Consider the following 21,337-nt stretch of genomic DNA (forward strand, 5'->3'; position numbering starts at 1 on the left):
GGCATGCTGAGATGTCCCTTTAGCGAGCTTGGGCGGGATCAGATCTTGAAGACGCTGGCGGACCGGTACCGGCTGGACTACGCGATCGGCGCGGGCGGCATGGGCATCGTGTGGCGCGCCCGTGACCTGCGGCGGCGGCAGATGGTGGCGATCAAGGAGGTGCGGCTGCCGGAGCTCATGACGACCGCCGAGCGCGACCGCGTCAACCGCGAGGCGCGCGCCGCCGGGCGGGTCGAGCACCCGGCCATCGTTCGGGTCCACGAGGTCGTGGTGACCGACGACGGGCCGTGGATCGTCATGGATCTCGTCGAGGGCCGCTCCCTCGGCGAGCGCGTCAGCACCGAGGGTCCGCTCCCGGCCGCCGAGGGAGCGGAGCTCGGCCTGGTCCTGCTCGACGCCCTGGCCGTCGCCCACGCCGCGGGCATCACGCACGGTGACGTGAAGCCGGCCAACGTACTGCTCCTGTCCGACGGCACCGCCCAGCTCACCGACTTCGCCGTCGCCGCCATGCTCGACCCGCACCTTCCGCTGAGCGACCCCGCCTTCGTGGCGCCCGAGCGGCGCCGCGCCGGCGAGGGTGGGCCCGAGGCCGATCTCTACTCGCTCGGGGCGACGCTCGCGCTCGCCTCCCCCGACGCCGCGCCGGAGACGGTGGCCGCACTGATGAGCGAGGATCCGCGGGATCGGCCGTCGCTGGCGGCCGTGCGGGCGGCGCTGGCCGCCGCGGCCGGGCATCCGGCGGCGCCGGGGACGAGTCCTGAAATTTCCGGACAATCGGGCGCGGCCGATCCCGCGGACGAAGCGGGAGCGGTTGCGCAGGGGTCGGCGGCTGCGGCTGCGGCTGCGCAGGGGTCGGCGACCACGGCCGCGGCGGTTGCGCAAGAGCCGGCGGCTGCGGCTGCGCAAGGGCCGGCGACCACGGCCGGGGCGGATCAGAAGGCCGCGAGTCCCGAGGGCGCGACAACGATCGCCATGGCTTTGACCGGCACGGCCGAAGGACCTGGCAAGGCTGAGGGACCCGGCAACGCTGAAGGTGCCGCCGAGGCCGTGGGAGCCGGTGAGGCCACAGGACCCAGCGAGGCTGCGGGACGCCGTGAGGCTGCGGGACCTGGCACGGCCGGCGGACCTGGCACGGCCGCCGGACCTGACGCTGCCGCGGAACCTGGCACGGCCGCCGGACCCGGCGCTGCCGCGGAACCTGGCACGGCCGCCGGACCCGGCGCGAGCGTCGAACCTGGCACGGCCGTGGAACCGGACGCTGCCGCGGAAGCTGGCACGGCCATGGAACCTGGCACGGCCGCGGAACCTGGCACGGCCGCCGGAGCCGGCGCGGCCGCCGGAGCCGGCGCGGCCGCCGGAGCCGGCGCGGCCGCCTCGCAGCGCGATGGTGGCGTGGACGTCACGCAAGAGCATGCCGTCGCCCAAGGGGCCGATGTCACGCAGGAACAGCCGCTCGTGGCCGGCCTCGCGGCGGAGCCGGAGCCGGAGTTCGACCGTCCCGCTCCGCCCGGCATTCGCTCCGAGCTCAAGGTTGCCGCCCTCATCGGCGCCGGTGTTCTCGTGTTCCTCGTTGCCGTCGGGTTCTTTGTCGACGGTGGGGGGCCCGCCGGCACGCACCAGGCCGCGCAGGGGGCGCCCGCCAGCTCCGCCACCGACGCGGCGCTGGTGAACACGGAGCCGTCACCGTCCGACGAGGTGCCGTCACCCAGCGCCGCGCCCTCGTGGTCGTCGCCGGCGCCGACCACTCGGGCGCCGAAGACCAGTAAGCCGACCACCCAGTCGCCGAAGCCGCCGGTGGTGACGTCGGCGAAGATCGGGCTCAACCCGCTGACGTACAACGGGCCGTGCTCCAGCAACGGGCTCGACGTCCAGGTGACCGTGACGATCGCCACGAACCCGGCCGGGACGAAGGTGACGTACGCGACCACGGGCAAGCCCGCCAAGACCGTCACCGCGACCGACGGCACGTACACCGAGACCTACCGCGTACGGGTCGACAGCAGCCGAAAGTACTCGTTTCCGATGACCTTGACCGTGACCAGCCCCGGCACCGTCACGGACTCGCTGACGTTCACCAACGCCTGCACCGCACCTAGATAACCTCTCACGTTCCATTAAGATGTTGCGCCGGACGACAACGCAACGACGTACGAGGTGCGTCTAGGGTAACGACCGCAGCACCGTGACCGTCACCTGCCGGAAGGTGGTCGAATGACCGACGACGACGCGACGCGCGACGGGCTGCCACGGTTCATTTACGGTGAGTACACAGGCGAGTTTAAGCTGCCACCGCCGCCCGAGGAGGACGACGCCGCCGGGCCCATGGATCGCAAGACCAAGATCCTGGTCGCCTGCGGGGCCCTGGCGCTGGTGCTGATCGTCGGGCTGGTCGCCGCGGCGCTGAGTACCGGTGGGAGCGAGCCCACGCCCGCGGCCGCGAACCCCGAGTCGTCGACGGTGAGCGTGGCGCCTTCCGGGGTACCGTCGCCGGCCGACGCTCCCCAGGCGACCCAGTCGTGGCCGCAGCTGACGTCCACCGACATCCCGGGCGGCAACCCGCCGACCTCGGGCAAGCCGGGGGCGACGAAGACGACCGCCAAGCCGCCGGCGACGCAGACCACGAAGCCCGACACCAAGCCGACGACGCGCAAGCCGCCACGGCCCACGATCACGGGACACCAATGACCGAACCACCCGGCTCAGCGGAGGACGGGTTATCGGGGGTACCTGACGGCTTTCCGGCGCCACCGGCGGAGGGCCTCTCGCGGCGCGGCGTCGCGCTGCTGGCCGGCGGCGGGATCGCGGTCGTGCTCGCCGTCGGCATCGCGCTGGTGGCGCTGGCCACCGGTGACGGGCCCCGGCCCCGGCCGCCCGCGGCGGTGCACGACACGCCCCAGCCGGTGGTACCCGAGGACTCGGTGACGCTCGGGCCGCCCGCGACCGCGCAGCGGACCACGATCTCGGAGCGGCCGTCGGCGACCCGCTCCTCCGCCCGGCCGACCTCGGCGGCGCCGACCACGCCGAGCGGGCCGCGGGTGGTGACGGTGTCGGTGAGCGCCGACCCGGACTCGTTCACCACCTGCCGGGGCACGCTCGTCACGAAGATCACCGTGCGCATGACGCTGAGCCAGCCGGGGCTGCCCGTGCGATACACCATCAACGAGTCGACGACCGTGCGCCGCACGGCCTCGGGGACCTCGTTCAGCGAGACGACGCAGGCCACCGTCGGGCAGTCGCGGGGTGTGCACCAGGTGCGCATCGCCGTGACGCAGCCGAGCACCGCGAGTGCCACGACGACGATCGAGGTCGACTGCGGTAGGTGACCCGCTCTACGATTGGTTACGATCGATGTACCCAACGTGAGGTGGGTCATGTTCGACGCGCGGAGCCTGCTCGTGTACTGCACGGCGAACCAGGCCCTGCGCTGCGCCCCGATCGCCGACCGGCCGCACGGCGGGCTGGTCGTCGCGCCCCACCAGGGCGATGAGCACGGCCTGCTCGAGACCGCCGCCTACCTGCTCGGCCGGGCCCGCTTCGGCGCGCCGCTGCTGCTGGACGCGGCCCGGTACGCCGGGCCCGACCGCATGCCGGCCCGCGCCCCGTTCAACCCGCGCTGGCTGCGCCGCCAGCGTGAGCTGGGCCTGCCCGTGCTCACCGACTCCGGGTACGTCGACGCCGGCGACGAGGCCGGCCTGGCCAGCATCCTGCACCGGGCGATGGCGATCCCCGACGCGATCGCCGTGCTGCCCCTGCACCCGGCGTGGCTGCGCGACCGCCTGCACCTGACCCGGCTCACCGGCCACCTCCGCGACGCCGCCGTGCCGGTCGCGCTGGTGCTGGAGGCCCGGGCCGACCCGTTCGCGCTGCCCGGGTGCGTGCCCGGGCTGCTGGCCCTGCTCGGCGGCGCGACCCCGGTCATGCTGCTGCGCTGCGACCTGTCGTCGCTGGGCGCGCTGTGCCACGGCGCGGTCGCGGCGGCCGTCGGCACCGTCGCCGCGCTGCGCCACCTCGCGCCCCGGGAAACCGACAAGATCCATCCGCCGGCGACGATCTTCAAGCCCACGATGTCGTACCGCCGGATCAGCGCGGTCCAGCGCGCCAAACGCACCCGTCCGGACCCGCGGCTGTGGTCCTGCGACTGCCCGGCCTGCGGCGGCCGGGAGCTCGACTGGATGGCCGCCCTCGACGAGCGCGCCCGCGAGGTCCCCGCGTTCGAGCACGCCGCGGCCGTGCTCTACGAGCTGCGCGACGAGCTGCTCGGCGCGGGCCTGCCCCTGCCCCGGGCCGCGCGCAGCTGGGCCGCCCGGTGCGCCGACGCCGCCTCCCGCGAACGGGAGCTCGGCTGGGCGGTGACCCCGATGCTGCGCCAGTGGCAGGACGCCGGCCCGAATCCGGTCGATATGCCGATGGCGAGCTGACACAATCCTGCCCGTGTACGCGACCCTCTTCGTGCTGGGCTTCCGCCGATGGTCCGCGTACGGCCTGGCCACCCTCGGGGCCGCGTTCACCAACTGCGTGTTCGGCCTGATCCGCTCGGCCGTGATGATCGCCGTGGTCGGCACCGCGGGCGGCACCCTCGCCGGCTACGACCGGGCCACCACCGCCACGTACGTGTGGCTGGGCCAGGCCCTCATCGGCCCGGTCATGCTGTTCACCTGGACCGAGCTGGCGCAGCGCATCGGCTCCGGGGACATCGCGGTCGACCTGGCCCGCCCGGTCGATCCGATGCTCTCCTACTTCGCCGCCGACCTCGGCCGGGCCGCGTTCTCGGTGCTGCCGCGGGGGATCCCGCCGCTGCTGGCCGGGCTCCTGATCACCGGGCTCACGCTGCCGCACGCGGCGGCGCCCTACGCGCTCGGCGCGGTGAGCGTCACGATCGCCTGCGCGCTGTCGTTCGCATGCCGGTGGCTGGTGAACCTCAGCGCGTTCTGGCTGCTGGACCTGCGCGGGCCGATGACGCTGTACCTGGTGCTGTCCGGCGTGCTCTGCGGGCTCGTGGTGCCGGTGCGCTGGTTCCCGCACTGGCTGGCCGTGGTGGCCGCGGCGACACCGTTCCCCTCGCTGCTGCAGGCGCCGATCGATGTGCTCACCGGAAAGGCCGGGCTCTCGACGGTACTGACGCAGGCTCTTTGGCTTTTGGGTCTGCTCGGGCTCGGGCGTGCCGTCTTCGCCCTCGGCACGCGGAAGCTGGTGGTGCAGGGTGGTTAGCGGGCCCTACGTGACCCTGGCGCGGATGCACGTGCGGGCGCAGACGGTGTACCGCGGATCGTTCGCGATCGAACTGTTCGCGAGCGTCGGCGCGACCGTCAGCGGTCTGTGCGAGATGTATGTCGTCTTCGCCAACGTGCCCGCGCTCGGCGGCCTGACGTTCCGCGCGGCCCTGCTCGTCTTCGCGCTCGGGCACATCGCGATGAGCCTTGCCGACCTGTTCTTCGGCCACCTCGACGCGCTGCCCGGGTTTCTGCGCACCGGCACGCTCGACGCGTTCCTGCTGCGCCCGCTGCCGGTCCTCATGCAGCTCGTCACCGCCGAGCTGTCGCTGCGCCGGCTCGGGCGCACCGCGGCCGGCGCGGTCGTCGCGGCGCTGGTCCTGGCCCGGCTCGACATCCGGTGGACGGCCGCGAACGTGCTGCTCGTCGCGCTCACCGTGCTCTGCGGGGCGGCCGTCTTCGCCGCCCTGTTCACCGCCGCGGCCGCGGTGCAGTTCTGGCTCGTCGAGGGCTCCGACGTCACCTCGTCGTTCGTCTACGGCGGGCAGTACGCGTCGCAGTTCCCGACCACGATCTACCCGGACCCGGTGCGGGTGCTGTTCACGTTCGTGGTGCCGACGGCGTTCGTGGCGTACCTGCCGGCGCTGACTCTGCTGCGCCTGCCGCCGCCGCCCGGGTTCCCGGCCTGGGTCGGCTGGTGCGCGCCGGTGGCCGCGGCCGCGCTCTGGGGCGTGGCGCTGCTGGGCTGGCGATCCGGGCTGCGGCACTACACGGGGGCGGGATCATGATCATTGAGGTCACGGACCTGCGGCGGCACTTCGGCAAGGTGGTCGCCGTCGACGGGCTCACGTTCGGCATCGAACGGGGCGCCGCGGTCGGCTACATCGGGGCCAACGGCGCCGGCAAGTCCACCACCATCAAGATGCTCACCGGCATCCTGCGGCCCACGGCCGGCGCGGTGCGCACCTGCGGCCTGGAGCCGATGCGGCAGCGACGCCGCCTGGCCCGGCGCATCGGCGTCGTCTTCGGCCAGCGCAGCCAGCTGTGGTGGGACCTGCCACTGCGCGACTCATACCGCGCGCTGGGCGCCATCCACCGCCTCGACCACCGCCCGCGCCTGGCCGAGCTCGCCGAGCGGCTCGACCTCACGTCCTTTCTGGACACTCCCGTGCGCAAGCTCTCGCTCGGCCAGCGCATCCGCGGCGAGGTGGCGGCCGCCCTGCTGCACTCCCCCGAGCTGCTCGTCCTCGACGAGCCGACGATCGGCCTCGACGTGCTGAGCAAGGAGCGGCTGCGCACGTTCCTCATCGAGCAGCGCGCCCTCGGTACCACCCTGCTGCTGGCCACGCACGACATGGGCGACGTGCGCCGGCTGACCGACCGCCTGCTCGTCGTGGACCGCGGGCGGCTCGCCTTCGACGGCACCCTCGACACGCTGGCCCGGCAGGTCGGCGCCGAGCGCATCCTGGTGCTGGACCTGGCCGAGCCGGCGCCGCCGCTGTCCGCGGTGCCGGGAACGCGGCTGGTGGGCGTGGAGGCGGGCGGGCTGCGGCAGCGGCTGTCGTTCGCGCCGGGCACGACGACGGTGGCCGCGATCCTCGCCTCGGTGGCCGGGACGGCCCAGCTGCACGACCTCACGATCGAGGAGCCCGACATCGAGGGCGTTGTGCGGCACCTGTATTTGCTAGCGTCGGAAGGGTGACGATGAACGGCGCCGACGTACTCCGCTCCGTGTCCCTGGTGCGTGCGGCCTTCGCCGACGTGCCTGACGACGGCTGGGGGCGCCCCGCCGGCACGCTGTCCTGGACGTGCTGGGAGACCGTCGAGCACACGGCGGACGACCTGTTCGCCTACGCCGGGCAGATCGCCGCCGCCGACAGCCCCCGGGAGTCCTACCTGCCGATCGTGTGGCGCTCGCTGCGCGACAGCGGCCCGGCGAGCACCATCTTCGTCGAGGCCACGGGCGGCACCCTCGGCCTGCTGCGCGTCCTGGAGGCGTGCGGCGGCATGCTCGCCGGGGTGGTGGACGCCGCTCCGGCCTCGCGCCGGGGCTGGCACCCGTACGGCATCAGCGATCCCGAGGGCTTCGCCGCCATGGGCGTGGTGGAGGTGCTCGTGCACGCGTGGGACATCGCCGACACCGTGGAGCGCCCGTGGGCGCCGCCGGCCGACCTGTGCCGCAAGGTGCTCGACCGGCTCTTCGTCGACGTGCCGGCGCACGACGACCCGTGGCTGGTGCTGCTGTGGGCGACGGGCCGCGCCGAGCTGCCCGGGCACGAGCCGCGGACGTCGTGGCAGTGGGACGGCCGGCCGTTGGCCGAGCGCAGCTAGGGGCTGTATCGAAGTGGATGGCCGGGCTGCGGCGGACTCAGGCGTCGCCTCGCTCCGACCCCCACTTCGGTACAGCCCCTAGTCGCGGGCCCGGAAGGCCTGGCGGTACGCGGACGGCGAGGTCCGCATCGCGTTCGTGAAGTGGTGGCGGTACGTCACCGTGGCGTCGAAGCCAACGGCCGCCGCCACCTGCTCGATCGGGGCGTCGGTCGTCTCCAGCAGGGGCAGGCTCGCCTGGACACGCTGGCGCAGCAGCCAGCGGATCGGGCTCGTGCCGGTCGCGCGCGTGAAGTGCCGCAGGTACGTCCGCGGTGACATGTGCGCCTGGCGCGCCAGGTCCGCCAACGTCAGCGGCTCGCGCAGGCGGGCCAGGGCCCACGCGAGGCTCGCCGCGATCCGGTCGTCGTCGGCGTCGGCGGGCATCGGGGCCTCGATGAACTGGGCCTGGCCGCCGTCGCGGTGGGGCTGGACGACAAGCCGCCGGGCCACCGCGTTCGCGACCGCGGCGCCGTGGTCGGTGCGCACCACGTGCAGGCACAGGTCGAGCCCGGCCGCGCTGCCGGCGCTGGTCCACACGTCGCCCTCGGCGATGTACAGCACGTCGGGGTCCAGGTCGAGGTGCGGGTACCGGGCGCGGAACACGTCGGCGTAGCGCCAGTGGGTCGTGGCGCGGCGGCCGTCGAGCAGGCCCGCGGCGGCCAGGGCGAACGCGCCCGAGCAGATCGACAGGATGCGCGCGCCGCGGGCGTGGGCTGCGCGCAGGGCCGCCAGGACCTCCGGGGCCGGGTCGGCGCGGACGCTCTCGACGCCGGGCACGATCACCGTGTCGGCCGCGGCGAGGAAGTCCAGCCCGGCGGCCGGGTGCAGGGTGGCACCGCCCAGGACCGGCACGGGGGCCGGGGCCGGGGCGCAGATCGTCAGGCGGTACCACGGGACGTCGAGCTCGGGCCGCAGAAGACCGAAGATCTCCGTCACGATGCCCGTCTCGAACAGGGACATCCCGGAGTAGGCGAGGACGGCGACGCTCGGGCGCATGACGAGATCTTAGCGATGGTGGGCGTTTTCGCCACTGTCGGCGGCGGCGCGCAGGCCTCAGGCTTCTCCCATGAGCGAAGCGATCGAGCACTTCAGCCGCCGTTTGCGGTTCGAGACCGATGTCAGCGACGTGCACTCGGCGCTGTCGGCCGGGGCCGCGAACCTTGTCGTCGTCGACTCCCGCGGGCACCAGGCCTGGGCGCAGGGGCACCTCCCCGGGGCCGTGCACCTGCCCACCGCGGACATCGCCGTCCGCGCGGGCGAGGTCGTGCCGCGCGACGCCGAGGTCGTCACGTACTGCTGGGGCCCCGGGTGCAACGGGGCCACCCGGGCGGCGCTGGAGTTCGCGCGGCTGGGGTACCGGGTGCGCGAGATGATCGGCGGGTTCGAGTACTGGGTGCGCGAGGGGCTCGAGTTCGAGACCTCGCAGGGCACGGAGCGGCGGCCCGCCGACGAGCTCACCGCCCCGCGCTGGGCCGTGTCCTGCGACTGCTGAGAGCTACGGCACGAGCAGGGTCTTGCCGATCGCCGTGCGCTCCTCGATCGCGCGGTGGGCGGACGGGGCGTCCGCCAGCGGGTACACCTGACCGATCAAAGGCTCGAAGCGCTTCGCGGCCACCGCCTGCACCGCCTCCGACAGCAGCGCCCGGCGGCGGGCCGGGGACAGTTGCACGGCCTCGATGCCCGTCGTCGTGACGTCGTGGGCCCCGGCGGGCCCGGTGGCGAAGCCGCCCGCGGGCATGCCGTGGCCCGAGAAGCGACCGCCGGGGCGCACCAGGCCGAACGCGGCGCGGCCGTACGAGCCGCCCGCGCCGTCCAGGACCGTGTCGACCGGGGCCACGGAACGGGTCCAGTCCGGCTCCGAGTAGTCCACGACCTGCCCGGCGCCCAGCGCGCGCAGCCGGGAGAGCTTGGCCTCGCCGCGCGCGGCGGCGATCACCGTCGCGCCCGCGGCCGCGATCAGCTGGACCAGGATGGCGCCCATGCCGCCGGCGGCCGCGGTGATCAGGACGCGGTCGCCGGGGCCGACCGGCGCGATGCCCAGCACGGCCAGGGCGGTCACGCCGTCGTGGAGGACGGCCGCGGCGTCGCGGTCCGCGACCGCGTCCGGCACGGGGACCAGGGCGTCCGCGGCGGCCAGGGCCTCGGTCGCGTAGCCGCCGCCCGCGTGACCGACGGAGGCGACCACCCGGCGGCCGATCCACTGTGGATCGACGCCGCCGCCGACGGTGGTCACGGTGCCGGCCACGCCCACCCCCGGGCGGTACGGGAGGTCCACCGGGAAGAACGGGTCGCCGCGGCCGGCCCGGACCATCGTCTCCAGCCACAGGGTGTCGGCGGCCGCGACCGCGATCCGCACCTGGCCGGGGCCGGGCACCGGGGCCGGGGCGTCGACCAGGACGAGCTCTTCGGGACCGCCGAAGCGGGCCACCTCGATCACACGCATGAAACCACCCTCGGACCTGAAGCATGGTTCATGTCAAGGCGGGTAGCGACAGCGCCGTGAGCAGGACGGATACCGAGAGCGACATCACGCTGCAGGTCAATGGGCTCGAGCACCAGCTGCGGCTGGACAACCGGACGACGCTGCTGGACACGCTGCGCGAGCACCTCGAACTCACGGGGGCGAAGAAGGGCTGCGACCAAGGGCAGTGCGGGGCCTGCACGGTCCTGCTGGACGGGCGTCGGGTGGTCAGCTGCCTGATCCTCGCCTGCTCGGCCGACGGCAAGGCGGTCACGACGGTGGAGGGCCTCAGCGCCGGGCACGGGCTGCACCCGATCCAGGAGGCGTTCATCGCGCACGATGCGCTCCAGTGCGGGTTCTGCACGCCGGGGCAGATCTGCTCCGCGGTCGGGCTCACCCCGGAGGAGACCGAGTCGCCGGCGGCGATCCGCGAGGCGATGAGCGGCAACATCTGCCGGTGCGGCGCGTACACGCACATCACGGACGCCGTCTACGAAGTGGCGGGGGCGCTGTGAAACCGTTCCGGTACGAACTGGCCGAGGACGCCGAGGGCGCGGTCGCCACGATGGTCCGCCCGGGCGCGGCGTACCTGGCCGGCGGCACGAACCTCGTCGACCTCATGAAGCTCGGGGTCACCGCGCCCGACCTCATCGTGGACGTCAGCGACCTGCCGTACCGCGAGGTGGAGACCTTCGAGGGCGGCGGGCTGCGCATCGGCGCGCTGGTGACGAACAGCGAGCTGGCCACGCACCCGGTGGTCCGGACCAGGTACCCGGCCGTGTCCGAGGCGCTGCTCGCGGGCGCGTCGGGGCAGCTGCGCAACCGCGCGACCGTCGGCGGCAACCTGCTGCAGCGCACCCGGTGCCGGTACTTCCAGGACCTCACGAAGGCGTGCAACAAACGCATCCCGGGCTCCGGCTGCGACGCCCGTGACGGCGAGCACCACGACCTGGCGATCCTGGGCGCGTCGCCGCAGTGCATCGCGACGAACCCGTCCGACCTGGCGGTGGCGCTGGCCATGGTGGACGCCTCCGTGCACTACATCGGGCCCCACGGCCCCGCCGCGATCAGCGTGCACGACCTGTTCCGCCGGCCCGGTGACCGGCCGGACCGGGACACGAACCTGCCGCCCGGATCGCTCATCACCGCCGTCGTGCTCCCGGACTGCGCCATCGCCGCCGGCTCGCGGTACCGCAAGGTCCGCGACCGCGCCTCGTTCGCCTTCGCCGCGGGCTCGGTCGCGGCCGCCCTGGATGTGCGCGAGGGGGTCGTGCACGACGTCCGGCTGGCCTGGGGCGCGGTCGCCCACCTGCCGTGGCGCGCCTGGGCCGCGGAGCGGGCGCTGCGCGGGGCACCGGCGACGCCGGAGAGCTTCGAGCGGGCCGCCGAGGAGGAGCTGACCACGGCGAAACCGCTGCGCGACAACGGGTACAAGGTGCCGCTCCTGCGCAACCTGACCGTCGGACTACTGCGGGAGATGACGCCGTGAGCGGTTCGGAGCGAAGCGGAGAGGCCGCTCACCATGAAGCACAGCCGTTGTCGCGGCGTCGCCGGAGCGAAGCGGAGGTAACGCCGTGAGCGGTTCGGAGCGAAGCGGAGAGGCCGCTCACCATGAAGCACAGCCGTTGTCGCGGCGTCGCCGGAGCGAAGCGGAGGTAACGCCGTGAGCGGTTCGGAGCGAAGCGGAGAGGCCGCTCACCATGAAGCACAGCCGTTGTCGCGGCGTCGCCGGAGCGAAGCGGAGGTAACGCCGTGAGCGGTTCGGAGCGAAGCGGAGAGGCCGCTCACCATGAAGCACAGCCGTTGTCGCGGCGTCGCCGGAGCGAAGCGGAGGTAACGCCGTGATCACGAGGTTTGCGCCGGTGCACATCGGACGCGCCGAGCCCCGCCTCGAGGCCCGCGACAAGGTGAGCGGCCAGGCTCGGTACGCCGTCGACCACCACCTGCCCGGCGAGTGCTACGCATGGCCGGTGCAGGCCACGTTCGCCCGCGGCCGGGTGTCCAACGTGGACATCGCGGACGCGCTCGCCGTTGACGGGGTGCTCGCGGTGCTGTGGCACGGGAACGCGCCGCGGCTCGAGCCCGGCGACGACCCCAACCTCATGCTGCTGCAGTCGGCGGAGGTGCGGTACTACGGCGAGGTCGTCGCCCTCGTGGTGGCCACGACGCCGGAGCGGGCCCGCGAGGGGGCCGACGCGGTGCACGTCCAGGCCGAGGTGTCCGCCGCGGACACCGTGCTGCGCGCCGACCACCCCGGCCTCTACGAGCCCGAGATCGTCAACGCGGGCTACCAGGGACGGCTGGACCACGGGGACTTCGAAACCGGGTTCACGGCCGCGGACGTGCGCGTCGACGCCACCTACCGCACGCCGACCGAGCACCACAACGCGATGGAGCCGCACGCGACGACCGCGTTCTGGGAGCGCGGGAAGCTCAACGTGTTCGACGCGACGCAGGCGTCGTCGACGGTACGCGAGACCCTCGCCGCGCTCTTCGAGCTCCCGCCGCAGATGGTGCGCGTGCACAACGAGCACGTCGGCGGGGGCTTCGGGGCCAAGGGCATGCCGCGGCCGAACGTGGTCCTCGCCGCGATGGCCGCCCGGTCCGTCGGCCGGCCGGTCAAGCTGGCCCTGGGGCGCTCGATGCTGTTCGCGCTGGCCGGGTACCGCACCCCGACCATCCAGCGCATCCGGCTCGGCGCCGACCACAACGGCCGGCTGCTGGCGATCGGGCATGAGTCCATCAGCCAGACGTCGCGGCTGGTGGAGTACGCCGAGCAGTGCGCCGTCGTCAGCCGGGTCCACTACGCCACGCCGAACCTGACCACCAGCCACCGCGTCGTCGCGCTGGACGTGCCGCCGCCGACCTGGATGCGGGCCCCCGGCGAGTGCCCGGGCTCGTTCGCGCTCGAGTCGGCGATCGACGAGCTGGCGGCGGCCGGCAGCTGGGACCCGGTGCAGCTGCGCATCGGCAACGACACCGATCGCGACGCCGAGGGCCTGCCGTTCTCCAGCCGCCACCTGGTCGAGTGCCTGCGCGAGGGCGCGGAGCGGTTCGGCTGGGCCGGCCGCGACCCCCGCCCGACGTGCCGGCGCGAGGGCCGCTGGTTGCTCGGCACCGGGGTGGCCGCGGCGTCGTTCCCGGCGATCACGTGGCCGTCGACGGCGACCGCGCGCGCCACCGCCGACGACCACTTCGAGGTCGCGGTCAACGCGGCCGACATCGGCACCGGCGCGCGCACGGTCATGCGCCAGATCGCCGCGGACGCGCTGGGCTGCGCCGAGTCCTGTGTGGAGATCCGGGTCGGGGACAGCGCGATCGGCTTCGCCACCGTCGCCGGCGGCTCGATGGGCACGTCCTCGTGGGGCTGGGCGGTGACGAAGGCGTGCCGGCTGCTGCGCGAGCGCATCGACCGCGTGCACGGCGGCCAGGTCCCGCCCGAGGGCGTCGCCGTGTCCGCCGACACCACCGCCGACATCGCCGAGCGCGGGGAGTACGCCCGCCACGCCTTCGGCGCCCAGTTCTGCGCGGTGCGCGTCGACCCCGGCACCGGCGAGGTGCGCCTGGACCGCATGCTGGGCGTCTTCGCGGGCGGCCGCGTCGTCAACCCGACCACGGCCCGGTCCCAGCTCGTCGGCGGCATGACGATGGGCGTGTCCATGGCGCTGCTGGAGCAGACGGTGCTCGACGCGCGCACGGGCGACTTCGTTACGTCGGACCTGGCGTCGTACCACGTCGCCGTCAACGCCGACATCCCGCGCATCGACGTGTCGTTCGTGCCCGAGGACGACCCGCACCTGAACCCGATGGGGTCCAAGGGGCTCGGCGAGCTCGGGATCGTGGGCGCGGCGGCGGCGGTCGCCAACGCGGTGTACCACGCCATCGGGGTGCGGGTGCGCTCGCTGCCGATCACGCCGGCCGCGCTGCTGCGCGCCGTGCCAGGATGAGGTCCATGGCCATTCCGGACTTCCGTACCACGGACGCGACGGCCGTGCGAGCAAGTGTCGCCCTGCTCGACGGCCCGTTCGACCTGACCCGGCCCACCCCCTGCACCGGCTGGACCCTGGCCGACCTGCTGGCCCACATGACCGTGCAGCACCTCGGCTTCGCCGCCGCCGCGCGGGGCGAGGCCTGGCCGCTGGAGCGTTGGGCGCCGCGGCCGCTCGGCGCCGACCCGGCCGCCGACTACGCGGCCGCGGCCGACGAGGTCATCGCCGCGTTCGCCGCCGTCGACCTCGAGACCCCGATCGCGCTGGCGGAGCTCGCGCCGGCCCCGCTGCCGGCCTGGCGCGGCATCGGCGCGCACGCCATCGACTACGTGGTGCACGGCTGGGACGTGGCCACGACGCTCGGCCTGGCGTGGGAACTGCCCGAGGAGGTACTCCGGCAGGCCCTGCCCATCGCCGAGTCGGTGCCCGGCACCACGACGGCGTTCGCGCCCGCCCTCCCGGCGCCGGCGGACGCATCCACAATGGACCGGATCCTGCTGCGGCTCGGACGCGTCCCCCGCTGACCTCCAGGACATTTGTCACCGCCGGACCGAGATCGACGAATCTGCCGGTGGGGTCGCGGCGCACCTAGCGTGAGCGGCATGAACGCCGTCGAGCTCCAAAAAGTGTCATACGCCTATGGCAGTGTCCGGGCCGTGGAGGACGTCACGCTCACGGTCACGGCCGGCGAGGTCGTCGCGGTGCTGGGGCCCAACGGGGCCGGCAAGTCGACGACCCTGCTGATGCTGCTCGGGCTGCTCCCGCCCCGCACCGGCGGCGTCCGGCTCTTCGGCCGGGCCCCGTCGGCCGCGGCCGCCGCCGGTCTCGTCGGCGCGATGCCCCAGGCCGGCGGGCTGCTGCCCCGGTCCACCGTCGGGGATCTGCTGCGGTTCCTCCATGACGTGTACCCGCAACCGATGCCGGTCGCCGAGGCGCTCGAGCTCGCCGACCTGACCGGGCTGGCCGGGCGGACCGTCGAGCGGCTCTCCGGCGGTCAGGCCCAGCGGCTGCGCTTCGCGATGGCGCTCATCGGCCGCCCCGGCCTGCTCGTGCTCGACGAGCCGACGGCCGCGCTGGACGTCGAGGCCCGCCGCGCCTTCTGGGCCGCGATGCGCACCTACGCCGGACAGGGCCGCACGGTCCTCTTCTCGACGCACTACCTCGAGGAGGCCGACGACAACGCCGACCGCATCGTGGTCCTCGACCGCGGGCGGGTCATCGCCGACGGCACCGCCGCCGACGTGAAGCGGCGCGTGGCGGTGCGCACGGTCAGTGTCACGGACCGAAAAGCGGATTATGCGGTACTCCCCGGAGTCGTCGCGGTCGCCGAACAGGCCGGCCGGGCCGTGCTGACCAGCACCGACTCCGACGCCACCGTCCTCGCCCTCGCCGCCGCGGGCCTGCTGCACGACCTCGAGGTCGCCGGCGCCGGGCTCGAAGAGGCGTACCTCGCCCTGACCCGCCTGGAGGCCTGACATGCTGCCCTACATCCGCCTCGAGCTGCGCCGGCTGGTCCGCACCCCCGGGCTGCTCATCTTCACCGTCCTCATGCCGCTGCTGAGCTACGTGCTGTTCACGAACATCAGCACCGTCACCGGGCAGGACAAGAGCGTCGCGGCCGTCTACACGATGGTCTCCATGGCCGGCTACGGCGCGATCGGCGGCCTGCTCAACTACGCCTCCGGGCTCGTGATCGACCGCTCCATCGGTTGGCTGCGGCAGCTGCGCCTGACCCCGCTGTCGCCGGTCAAGGTGGTGCTGGGCAAGGGGCTGGCCGCGATGGCCGCCGGGCTGCTGCCCGTGCTCGCGCTGTGCCTGGCCGCCGTGCTCATCAACGGGGTGCGCCTGGACGCCGGGCAGTGGCTCGCGATCCTGCCGCTGCTGTGGGTCGGGGCGCTGCCGTTCGCGCTGCTCGGGCTCGGGCTGGGCTACCTGGCCACGAGTCAGACCGCGCAGCCGCTCAACCTGCTGGTGTACCTGGGGCTGTCCATCGTGGGCGGGCTGTGGCTGCCGCTGGACATCATGCCGGGCTGGGTCGCCTCGATCGGCCGGCTCCTGCCCACCCACGCCTACGCGGACATGTCCTGGCGGGTCGCGTTCGGCGGGGCCCCGAGCGTCGGCGACGTGGCGATCCTGGCCGTGTGGCTTGTCGCGTTCGCCGGGCTCGCGGTGTACGGCTTCCGCCGCTCCGTTCGCCGCATCTCGGTGCTGTGAAAGGGTGGACGGCATGAAGCGCGGGCCGCGCCCCACGATCGGGGGGATGATCTGGGTCGCGGTGTGGACGTTCGCCCTCGTTGACCCGCTGAGCACGGTCACCACGGCCGCGGCGCTGGTCGGACTGGTGGCGTTCGAGCTGGTGTACGTGTACACCGCCGCCCTGGGCTTCGGCTCGACCTCGGTCACCCGCCGGCACCACGTGCTCATCGGCGTCACGGGGGCGCTCGCGATCGGGCTCGCGCTGGCGTACGGCCCGCATTGGCTGATCCTCATGCTGTACGCCTCGGTCGGGGGCGTCGCGGTGTACGCCGGCACCGAGCGCCCGGTCATGGCCGTCTACTGGTTCGCCGGCTGCCTCGCCACGGTGCTCGGCCTCGGGTTCGCGGTCGGCGCGAGCTGGTGGCAGACCGGCAGCGTGGCCATCGGCACGATCCTGTCGTCGCTGCTGGTCGGCTCGGTCCGGCAGATGCAGCGGCTGGTCGCCGAGCTGCGCGAGACCCGCGAGGCGCTGGCCGAGGCCGCGGTCGCCGAGGAGCGCCTGCGCTTCTCCCGCGACCTGCACGACCTGCTCGGCCACACGCTGTCCGTCATCGTCGTGAAGGCCGAGGTCGTGCGGCGCATCGCCGAGCGCGACCCGGCCGCGGCGGCGGCCCAGGCCGCCGACATCGAGCAGGTGGGCCGGCGCGCGCTGGTCGAGATCCGCGAGGCCGTCACCGGCTACCGCGAGACCGGCCTGACCGCCGAGCTCGCCCGCGCGAAGGGCGCCCTGACCGCGGCCGGCATCGCCGCCGACGTGGTGCGCACCGCCGACCCGCTGCCCGACGCCGCCGACCGTCTCCTCGCCTGGGTGGTGCGCGAGGCCGCGACGAACGTCATCCGCCACAGCGGGGCCTCGCGCTGCGATATCGCCGTGACCCTGACCGACGAGGCCGCGGTCCTGACCGTGACCGACGACGGCGACTTCGCCCCGTCGTCCCCGGCCCCGGCGGCGGGGAACGGCCTGCGCGGCCTGGGCGAGCGACTGGGCAACGCGGGCGGGACGCTGGAGACCGGCGCCCGCCCTGACGGCGGCTTCGCCCTGACGGCACGGCTTCCCCTGTGAACGGACATCTGGAGGTTGGGTCGTGACGATCCGCGTGTTGCTCGCCGAGGACCAGGGCATGATGCGTGGCGCTCTGGCGCTGCTGCTCGACCTGGAGCCCGACCTGGAGGTGGTGGCCCAGGTCTCCAGCGGCGACGCGGTGGTGGCGGCGGCCCTGGAGGCGCGGCCCGACGTGGCGCTGCTCGACATCGAGATGCCCGGCGGCGACGGCATCAGCGCGACGGCCGAGCTGCGCCGGCGCCTGCCCGGGTGCCGGGTGCTGATCCTGACCACGTTCGGGCGCCCCGGATACCTGCGGCGCGCCATGGAGGCGGGCGCCAGCGGCTTCCTCGTGAAGGACGGCCCGGTGGAGTCCCTGGCCGCCGCCGTACGCCGCGTTCTCGCCGGCGAGCGAGTGGTCGACCCGGACCTGGCCGCGGCCGCATTGGCCGCGGGCCCGGATCCGCTGACCGACCGCGAGCGCGACGTACTGCGCGAGGCGGGCGACGGCTCCACGGTCGCCGACATCGCCAAGCGGCTGCACCTCTCGGAGAGCACGGTGCGCAACTACCTGTCGGCCGCGATCACGAAGACCGGCACGCGCAACCGCATCGAGGCGGTCGGGGTGGCGCAGTCCCGCGGCTGGCTCTGACCCGCCCTCACCTCGACCCCCGCGACGGGCCACGGCGCCGCCACGGCTCTGACCGCCGTCGCGCCACCTGACCCCGCGACGGACTCCGGGCCGCCGCCGTGGGCCCATCCCGCTGAGGACTCCGATCCGCCGCGGTGGGCCAAACCGCTACGGACTCCGACCGACCACGGCTCCGCCCCGCTCAGCCACGGCGCGCCGCCCATCCGACCACGGCGCCCCCCGACCCAGCCACAGCGCGCCGCCCATCCGACCACGGCGCCCCCCCGACCCAGCCACAGCGCGCCGCCCATCCGGTCCGCCGCGGTGGGCCCAACCCCGCTACGGACTCCGACCGACCACGGCCCTGCCCGACCTAGCCACAGCGCGCCGCCCGACCCAGCCGCGGCTCGGCCCGATCCGACCACGGCTCGGACCGCCACCGCGTCGCCCAATCCCCCACCCGCTCTGACCCGCCACATCCCAGGCGCTCGGCGCCACCAATCCCGCGGCGGCTCCCACGCGCCCACCGCGCCTCCACCGCACCGCACCTCCACCTCGCCGGCTCTTCGAGCCGCTGGTGCGCATCCGATCCGACTTATCGCCCGGCAGGCGATAAATCCGATAAGTCGCGGCGCGGAGCGCCCGACTTATCGAAAGTTGAGTCCCGGTGACTCAGGTCACGTGTAAGCGCGGAAGACGGTGGGCATGTCCGAGGTTGTAAGACTTGAGCGACACGGGCTCAACCTTGGAGGGACTTCATCATGTTGCTGCGCACCGCTCCGTTCCGGTCCTTTGACTCGTTCGACCAGTTCTTCGGCTCGCCGGTTCGCGGGGGCGTTGCGGCTCCGCTCGACGCGTACCGCGACGGGGACACGTTCTTCGTCGAGATCGATCTGCCCGGCGTGGACCCGGCCACCATCGACGCCACCGTCGACCGCAATGTTCTCACCGTCCGCGCCGAGCGGACCCGCACCGAGCGCGAGGGTGTCCGCCGCGTCATCGCCGAGCGGCCGACCGGCACCGTCACGCGGCGGCTGGTGCTCGGGGACAGCCTCGACACCGAGCGCCTCGAGGCCGCCTACGACGCCGGCGTGCTCACGCTGAGCATCCCGGTGGCCGAGCAGGCCAAGCCGCGCAAGATCGAGATCAGCACCACCCAGCGCGAGCTCGCCGCCGCGCAGTAAAAGCCCGACAGCCGCGGCCACCGCGAACCAGTCGCCGCCGCAAACGGAGCGCACCCGCAAGCGCCGAGCCGGCCATGGCCCGGCGAGCGGCGGCCGCCCAGGAAGCGCCCCCCGCGAGGGTGAACGAGCCGCGGTCCCGGAAGGGGCCGCGGCCGTCGCGTTTCCGGGGTGCATACGGAGTGCACCCGCAAGCGCCGAGCCGGCCATGGCCCGGCGAGCGGCGGCCGCTCAGGAAGCGCCCCCCGCGAGGGTGAACGAGCCGCGGTCCCGGAAGGGGCCGCGGCCGTCGCGTTTCCGGGGTGCATTCCGAATCGATCGACATCGCCACAGCCGGTTATTCCCGATGCGCTCGCGGTGATGATCCGGCTTATTTGCCCGGTGGCGAAATGCCCGAGCCGGGGCGCGAGCGGGCGTCCCGCCCGCCGGACCTCGCGCGGCAACAAGGTCGGCTCGGCGGCCAAGAGCAAAAGCGCGGGGCCAAAGCGACCGGCAACCCGGCGGCCAAACCATGTGGCCAAACGGCGGGCAAACGGTGAGGCCGGCGGTGAGTGCAAACGCGGGGCAAACGCCGAGGGCTATCGCGAGGGCAAACACGCCGGGGCAAAGGCGGGGCGAAAGCGGCGGCCGGGTCGGGCAAAGAGGTGCGGCAAAGCGGGCGTACCGGGATAGGCCGCCACCGCGATCGGCAATGCGCGGTGCGGGCGGCAAAGCGGTGAGAGCAAAGCGAATCGGGGCGGAAAGCGGCTGACGATCGGGCTTATGGCCTCACCAATGCAACAGCGGGCCGGGTGCACGTAATTCGTGCTCCCGGCCCGCCCGTGTCGCGTGCGGTCAGCGGCCCGCTTCGGCGTGGTAGCGGTCGACGATGTCCTGCTTGATGCGGCCCCGGTCGGACACGTCGATGCCCTTGGCCTGCGCCCACTCGCGGATCGCCCGGTTCTGGTCGCGATCGCCGCGGGTCACGCTGCGGCCGCGGGCCTCGCGGCCGCGCGTGGTCGCGACGACGCCGCCGCGGCCGATCTTCGTAGCGGCGGCGACGAAGGGGGCCACCGCGTCGCGCAGCTTCGAGGCGTTGCCGGCGGACAGGTCGATCTCGTACTGCACGCCGTCGAGCGCGAACACGATGCTCTCGGCGGCGGGCTTGCCGTCGATGTCATCGATCAGCTCGTGGATGACGCGTTTTGCCATGAGTGGCCTTTCCTCGGTGGTACCCAGGTGTACAGAACCGTTGTGCACAGCCTATGCGGACCGAACCGATCTGACTCGGCGCCGCGCGCACCGGGCGTATCATTCGGACACAAACACATTACTTCGCGACATGCTACGCCTTGACTCGGGCGAGATTACCTCCACGGTAGCCCTTTCGCTCCCCCGGCCCCGAAATCGGCATGTCACGAAACGCATACAACACGAAACGCACACGATCGGTAAAGTGCACGCGCCGAATTGGGCGGGATCAGTGGGGTCCGATCAGCAGCAAGAGCCACCCCGCCAGGATGGCGAGAACTCACCCACGCGATCCAGAAGATCGCAGATGTGGAGTCAGGCGAGCATCCGCAGCGACAGCAGCATCGCACCCGCGACCACCAGGAACAGGCCGCCGACGGAGATAATCCGCACCAGCCACGAGCCCTCGCGCACCAGGCCGGTCCAGCGCAGCAGTTGGGCCCGGGTGAAGTGCAGCAGCCGGCGAGCCCAGGCGAACTCCATCGCCAGCAGGGCCAGCCCGGCCAGGATGATGACCCACCCGGGGCCGGGCAACGGCAGGAGTACCACGCCGACGGCGACGACCAGGGTGCCCAGCACGGCGACGGCGAGCTTCACGCCGATGCGGCCGAGCGGGCTGGCGTACGCACGCGCCCGCAGCCGCAGATAACCATCACGGAGTCGGTCGGCCCGCACCCGCCAGGAAGACATCACCGCTCCATGATCCACGGCCGACCAACAATCGGACTAATCACGCACGGTAGCGACATACGGTACGAAAACCGACGAAGTTCGCATCCAGTCATGGGGTACAACCCCGGCTGCGACACGCCGGAAGTCACCCTCGCGGGCCGGGGGCGGTCCGGAATCAGGCGTAACGCCCGACCCGTCCACCTCACTGGCGCGCAATTCTCGTTCCCATCACGCAAACACCCGTCACTCCCGTGGACCACGGGACGTTACCGGAATGAATTGACGTACGGCCCAC

Annotated in this window: 22 protein-coding genes; 18 read left to right on the top strand and 4 right to left on the bottom strand. The window is 73.4% G+C overall.

The window, feature by feature from the left end; translation table 11 throughout:
- The first annotated feature begins 3 nt into the window (after positions 1-3).
- From ACPPVO_RS49810 to ACPPVO_RS49845, 8 genes are all read left to right on the top strand, one after another.
- Entirely contained in the window at positions 4-2,100 is a 2,097-nt protein-coding gene (locus ACPPVO_RS49810) for a protein kinase domain-containing protein (protein WP_426506146.1), read from the top strand.
- 111 nt (positions 2,101-2,211) lie between these two features.
- Positions 2,212-2,685 (top strand): hypothetical protein, encoded by a 474-nt coding sequence (locus ACPPVO_RS49815; RefSeq protein ID WP_426506147.1) that lies wholly within the window; start codon positions 2,212-2,214, stop codon positions 2,683-2,685.
- Complete coding sequence (locus ACPPVO_RS49820; RefSeq protein ID WP_426506149.1) at positions 2,682-3,323, top strand: hypothetical protein; 642 nt, start codon at positions 2,682-2,684, stop codon at positions 3,321-3,323. Before ACPPVO_RS49815 ends, ACPPVO_RS49820 begins: the two co-directional genes overlap by 4 nt.
- A gap of 48 nt (positions 3,324-3,371) precedes the next feature.
- Positions 3,372-4,418: a hypothetical protein gene (locus ACPPVO_RS49825; RefSeq protein WP_426506150.1), complete on the top strand. Its 1,047-nt coding sequence runs from the start codon at positions 3,372-3,374 to the stop codon at positions 4,416-4,418.
- Between the two features lie 13 nt (positions 4,419-4,431).
- Positions 4,432-5,208, top strand: a complete 777-nt coding sequence (locus ACPPVO_RS49830) for an ABC transporter permease (protein ID WP_426506151.1) — start codon at positions 4,432-4,434, stop codon at positions 5,206-5,208.
- 10 nt (positions 5,209-5,218) lie between these two features.
- Positions 5,219-5,998 carry an ABC transporter permease gene (locus tag ACPPVO_RS49835; protein ID WP_426506153.1) on the top strand — a complete coding sequence of 260 codons (780 nt, stop codon included), beginning with the start codon at positions 5,219-5,221 and terminating at the stop codon, positions 5,996-5,998.
- Positions 5,995-6,912 (top strand): ABC transporter ATP-binding protein, encoded by a 918-nt coding sequence (locus ACPPVO_RS49840; protein WP_426506155.1) that lies wholly within the window; start codon positions 5,995-5,997, stop codon positions 6,910-6,912. The genes ACPPVO_RS49835 and ACPPVO_RS49840 overlap by 4 nt, the downstream gene beginning before the upstream one ends.
- Positions 6,913-6,914: 2 nt before the next feature.
- Positions 6,915-7,541 carry a maleylpyruvate isomerase N-terminal domain-containing protein gene (locus ACPPVO_RS49845; protein ID WP_426514841.1) on the top strand — a complete coding sequence of 209 codons (627 nt, stop codon included), beginning with the start codon at positions 6,915-6,917 and terminating at the stop codon, positions 7,539-7,541.
- A gap of 78 nt (positions 7,542-7,619) precedes the next feature.
- On the opposite strand, the gene ACPPVO_RS49850 is transcribed toward ACPPVO_RS49845, so the two are convergent.
- Entirely contained in the window at positions 7,620-8,576 is a 957-nt protein-coding gene (locus ACPPVO_RS49850) for a helix-turn-helix domain-containing protein (protein ID WP_426506157.1), read from the bottom strand.
- A gap of 70 nt (positions 8,577-8,646) precedes the next feature.
- Here ACPPVO_RS49850 and ACPPVO_RS49855 point away from each other — a divergent pair, with 70 nt between their 5' ends.
- Positions 8,647-9,072: a rhodanese-like domain-containing protein gene (locus ACPPVO_RS49855; RefSeq protein WP_360375990.1), complete on the top strand. Its 426-nt coding sequence runs from the start codon at positions 8,647-8,649 to the stop codon at positions 9,070-9,072.
- 3 nt (positions 9,073-9,075) lie between these two features.
- Here the strand turns inward: ACPPVO_RS49855 and ACPPVO_RS49860 are convergent, their stop codons facing one another.
- Positions 9,076-10,023, bottom strand: coding sequence for a zinc-binding dehydrogenase (locus ACPPVO_RS49860; protein ID WP_426506159.1), 948 nt, complete (start codon positions 10,021-10,023; stop codon positions 9,076-9,078).
- Between the two features lie 83 nt (positions 10,024-10,106).
- Between ACPPVO_RS49860 and ACPPVO_RS49865 the strand changes: the two genes are divergently transcribed.
- From ACPPVO_RS49865 to ACPPVO_RS49905, 9 genes are all read left to right on the top strand, one after another.
- Positions 10,107-10,556, top strand: coding sequence for a (2Fe-2S)-binding protein (locus ACPPVO_RS49865; protein WP_426514842.1), 450 nt, complete (start codon positions 10,107-10,109; stop codon positions 10,554-10,556).
- Positions 10,553-11,530 carry an FAD binding domain-containing protein gene (locus tag ACPPVO_RS49870; RefSeq protein ID WP_426506161.1) on the top strand — a complete coding sequence of 326 codons (978 nt, stop codon included), beginning with the start codon at positions 10,553-10,555 and terminating at the stop codon, positions 11,528-11,530. Before ACPPVO_RS49865 ends, ACPPVO_RS49870 begins: the two co-directional genes overlap by 4 nt.
- Before the next feature lie 352 nt (positions 11,531-11,882).
- Entirely contained in the window at positions 11,883-13,988 is a 2,106-nt protein-coding gene (locus ACPPVO_RS49875; protein WP_426506162.1) for a xanthine dehydrogenase family protein molybdopterin-binding subunit, read from the top strand.
- A 5-nt stretch (positions 13,989-13,993) separates the two neighbouring features.
- A complete protein-coding gene (locus ACPPVO_RS49880; protein ID WP_426506163.1) occupies positions 13,994-14,554 on the top strand; it encodes a TIGR03086 family metal-binding protein in 561 nt (186 codons plus the stop codon).
- A gap of 78 nt (positions 14,555-14,632) precedes the next feature.
- Positions 14,633-15,505, top strand: coding sequence for an ABC transporter ATP-binding protein (locus tag ACPPVO_RS49885; protein WP_426506165.1), 873 nt, complete (start codon positions 14,633-14,635; stop codon positions 15,503-15,505).
- A 1-nt stretch (position 15,506) separates the two neighbouring features.
- Positions 15,507-16,244: an ABC transporter permease gene (locus ACPPVO_RS49890; RefSeq protein ID WP_426506166.1), complete on the top strand. Its 738-nt coding sequence runs from the start codon at positions 15,507-15,509 to the stop codon at positions 16,242-16,244.
- A gap of 13 nt (positions 16,245-16,257) precedes the next feature.
- Positions 16,258-17,349, top strand: coding sequence for a sensor histidine kinase (locus ACPPVO_RS49895; protein WP_426506167.1), 1,092 nt, complete (start codon positions 16,258-16,260; stop codon positions 17,347-17,349).
- Positions 17,350-17,407: 58 nt separating this feature from the next.
- Positions 17,408-17,980, top strand: coding sequence for a DNA-binding response regulator (locus ACPPVO_RS49900; RefSeq protein WP_426514843.1), 573 nt, complete (start codon positions 17,408-17,410; stop codon positions 17,978-17,980).
- 740 nt (positions 17,981-18,720) lie between these two features.
- Entirely contained in the window at positions 18,721-19,143 is a 423-nt protein-coding gene (locus ACPPVO_RS49905) for an Hsp20/alpha crystallin family protein (protein ID WP_360376011.1), read from the top strand.
- Positions 19,144-19,974: 831 nt separating this feature from the next.
- On the opposite strand, the gene ACPPVO_RS49910 is transcribed toward ACPPVO_RS49905, so the two are convergent.
- Together ACPPVO_RS49910 and ACPPVO_RS49915 are read right to left on the bottom strand one after the other, a co-directional pair.
- On the bottom strand, positions 19,975-20,331 hold the full coding sequence (locus ACPPVO_RS49910) for a histone-like nucleoid-structuring protein Lsr2 (protein ID WP_360376013.1): 357 nt from the start codon (positions 20,329-20,331) through the stop codon (positions 19,975-19,977).
- Positions 20,332-20,685: 354 nt separating this feature from the next.
- Positions 20,686-21,060 (bottom strand): TIGR02611 family protein, encoded by a 375-nt coding sequence (locus tag ACPPVO_RS49915; RefSeq protein WP_426506169.1) that lies wholly within the window; start codon positions 21,058-21,060, stop codon positions 20,686-20,688.
- Positions 21,061-21,337 lie beyond the last annotated feature (277 nt).

Origin of the sequence: Dactylosporangium sp. McL0621 (assembly GCF_049995355.1) — a bacterium.
In the GTDB taxonomy this organism is placed as follows: domain Bacteria; phylum Actinomycetota; class Actinomycetes; order Mycobacteriales; family Micromonosporaceae; genus Dactylosporangium.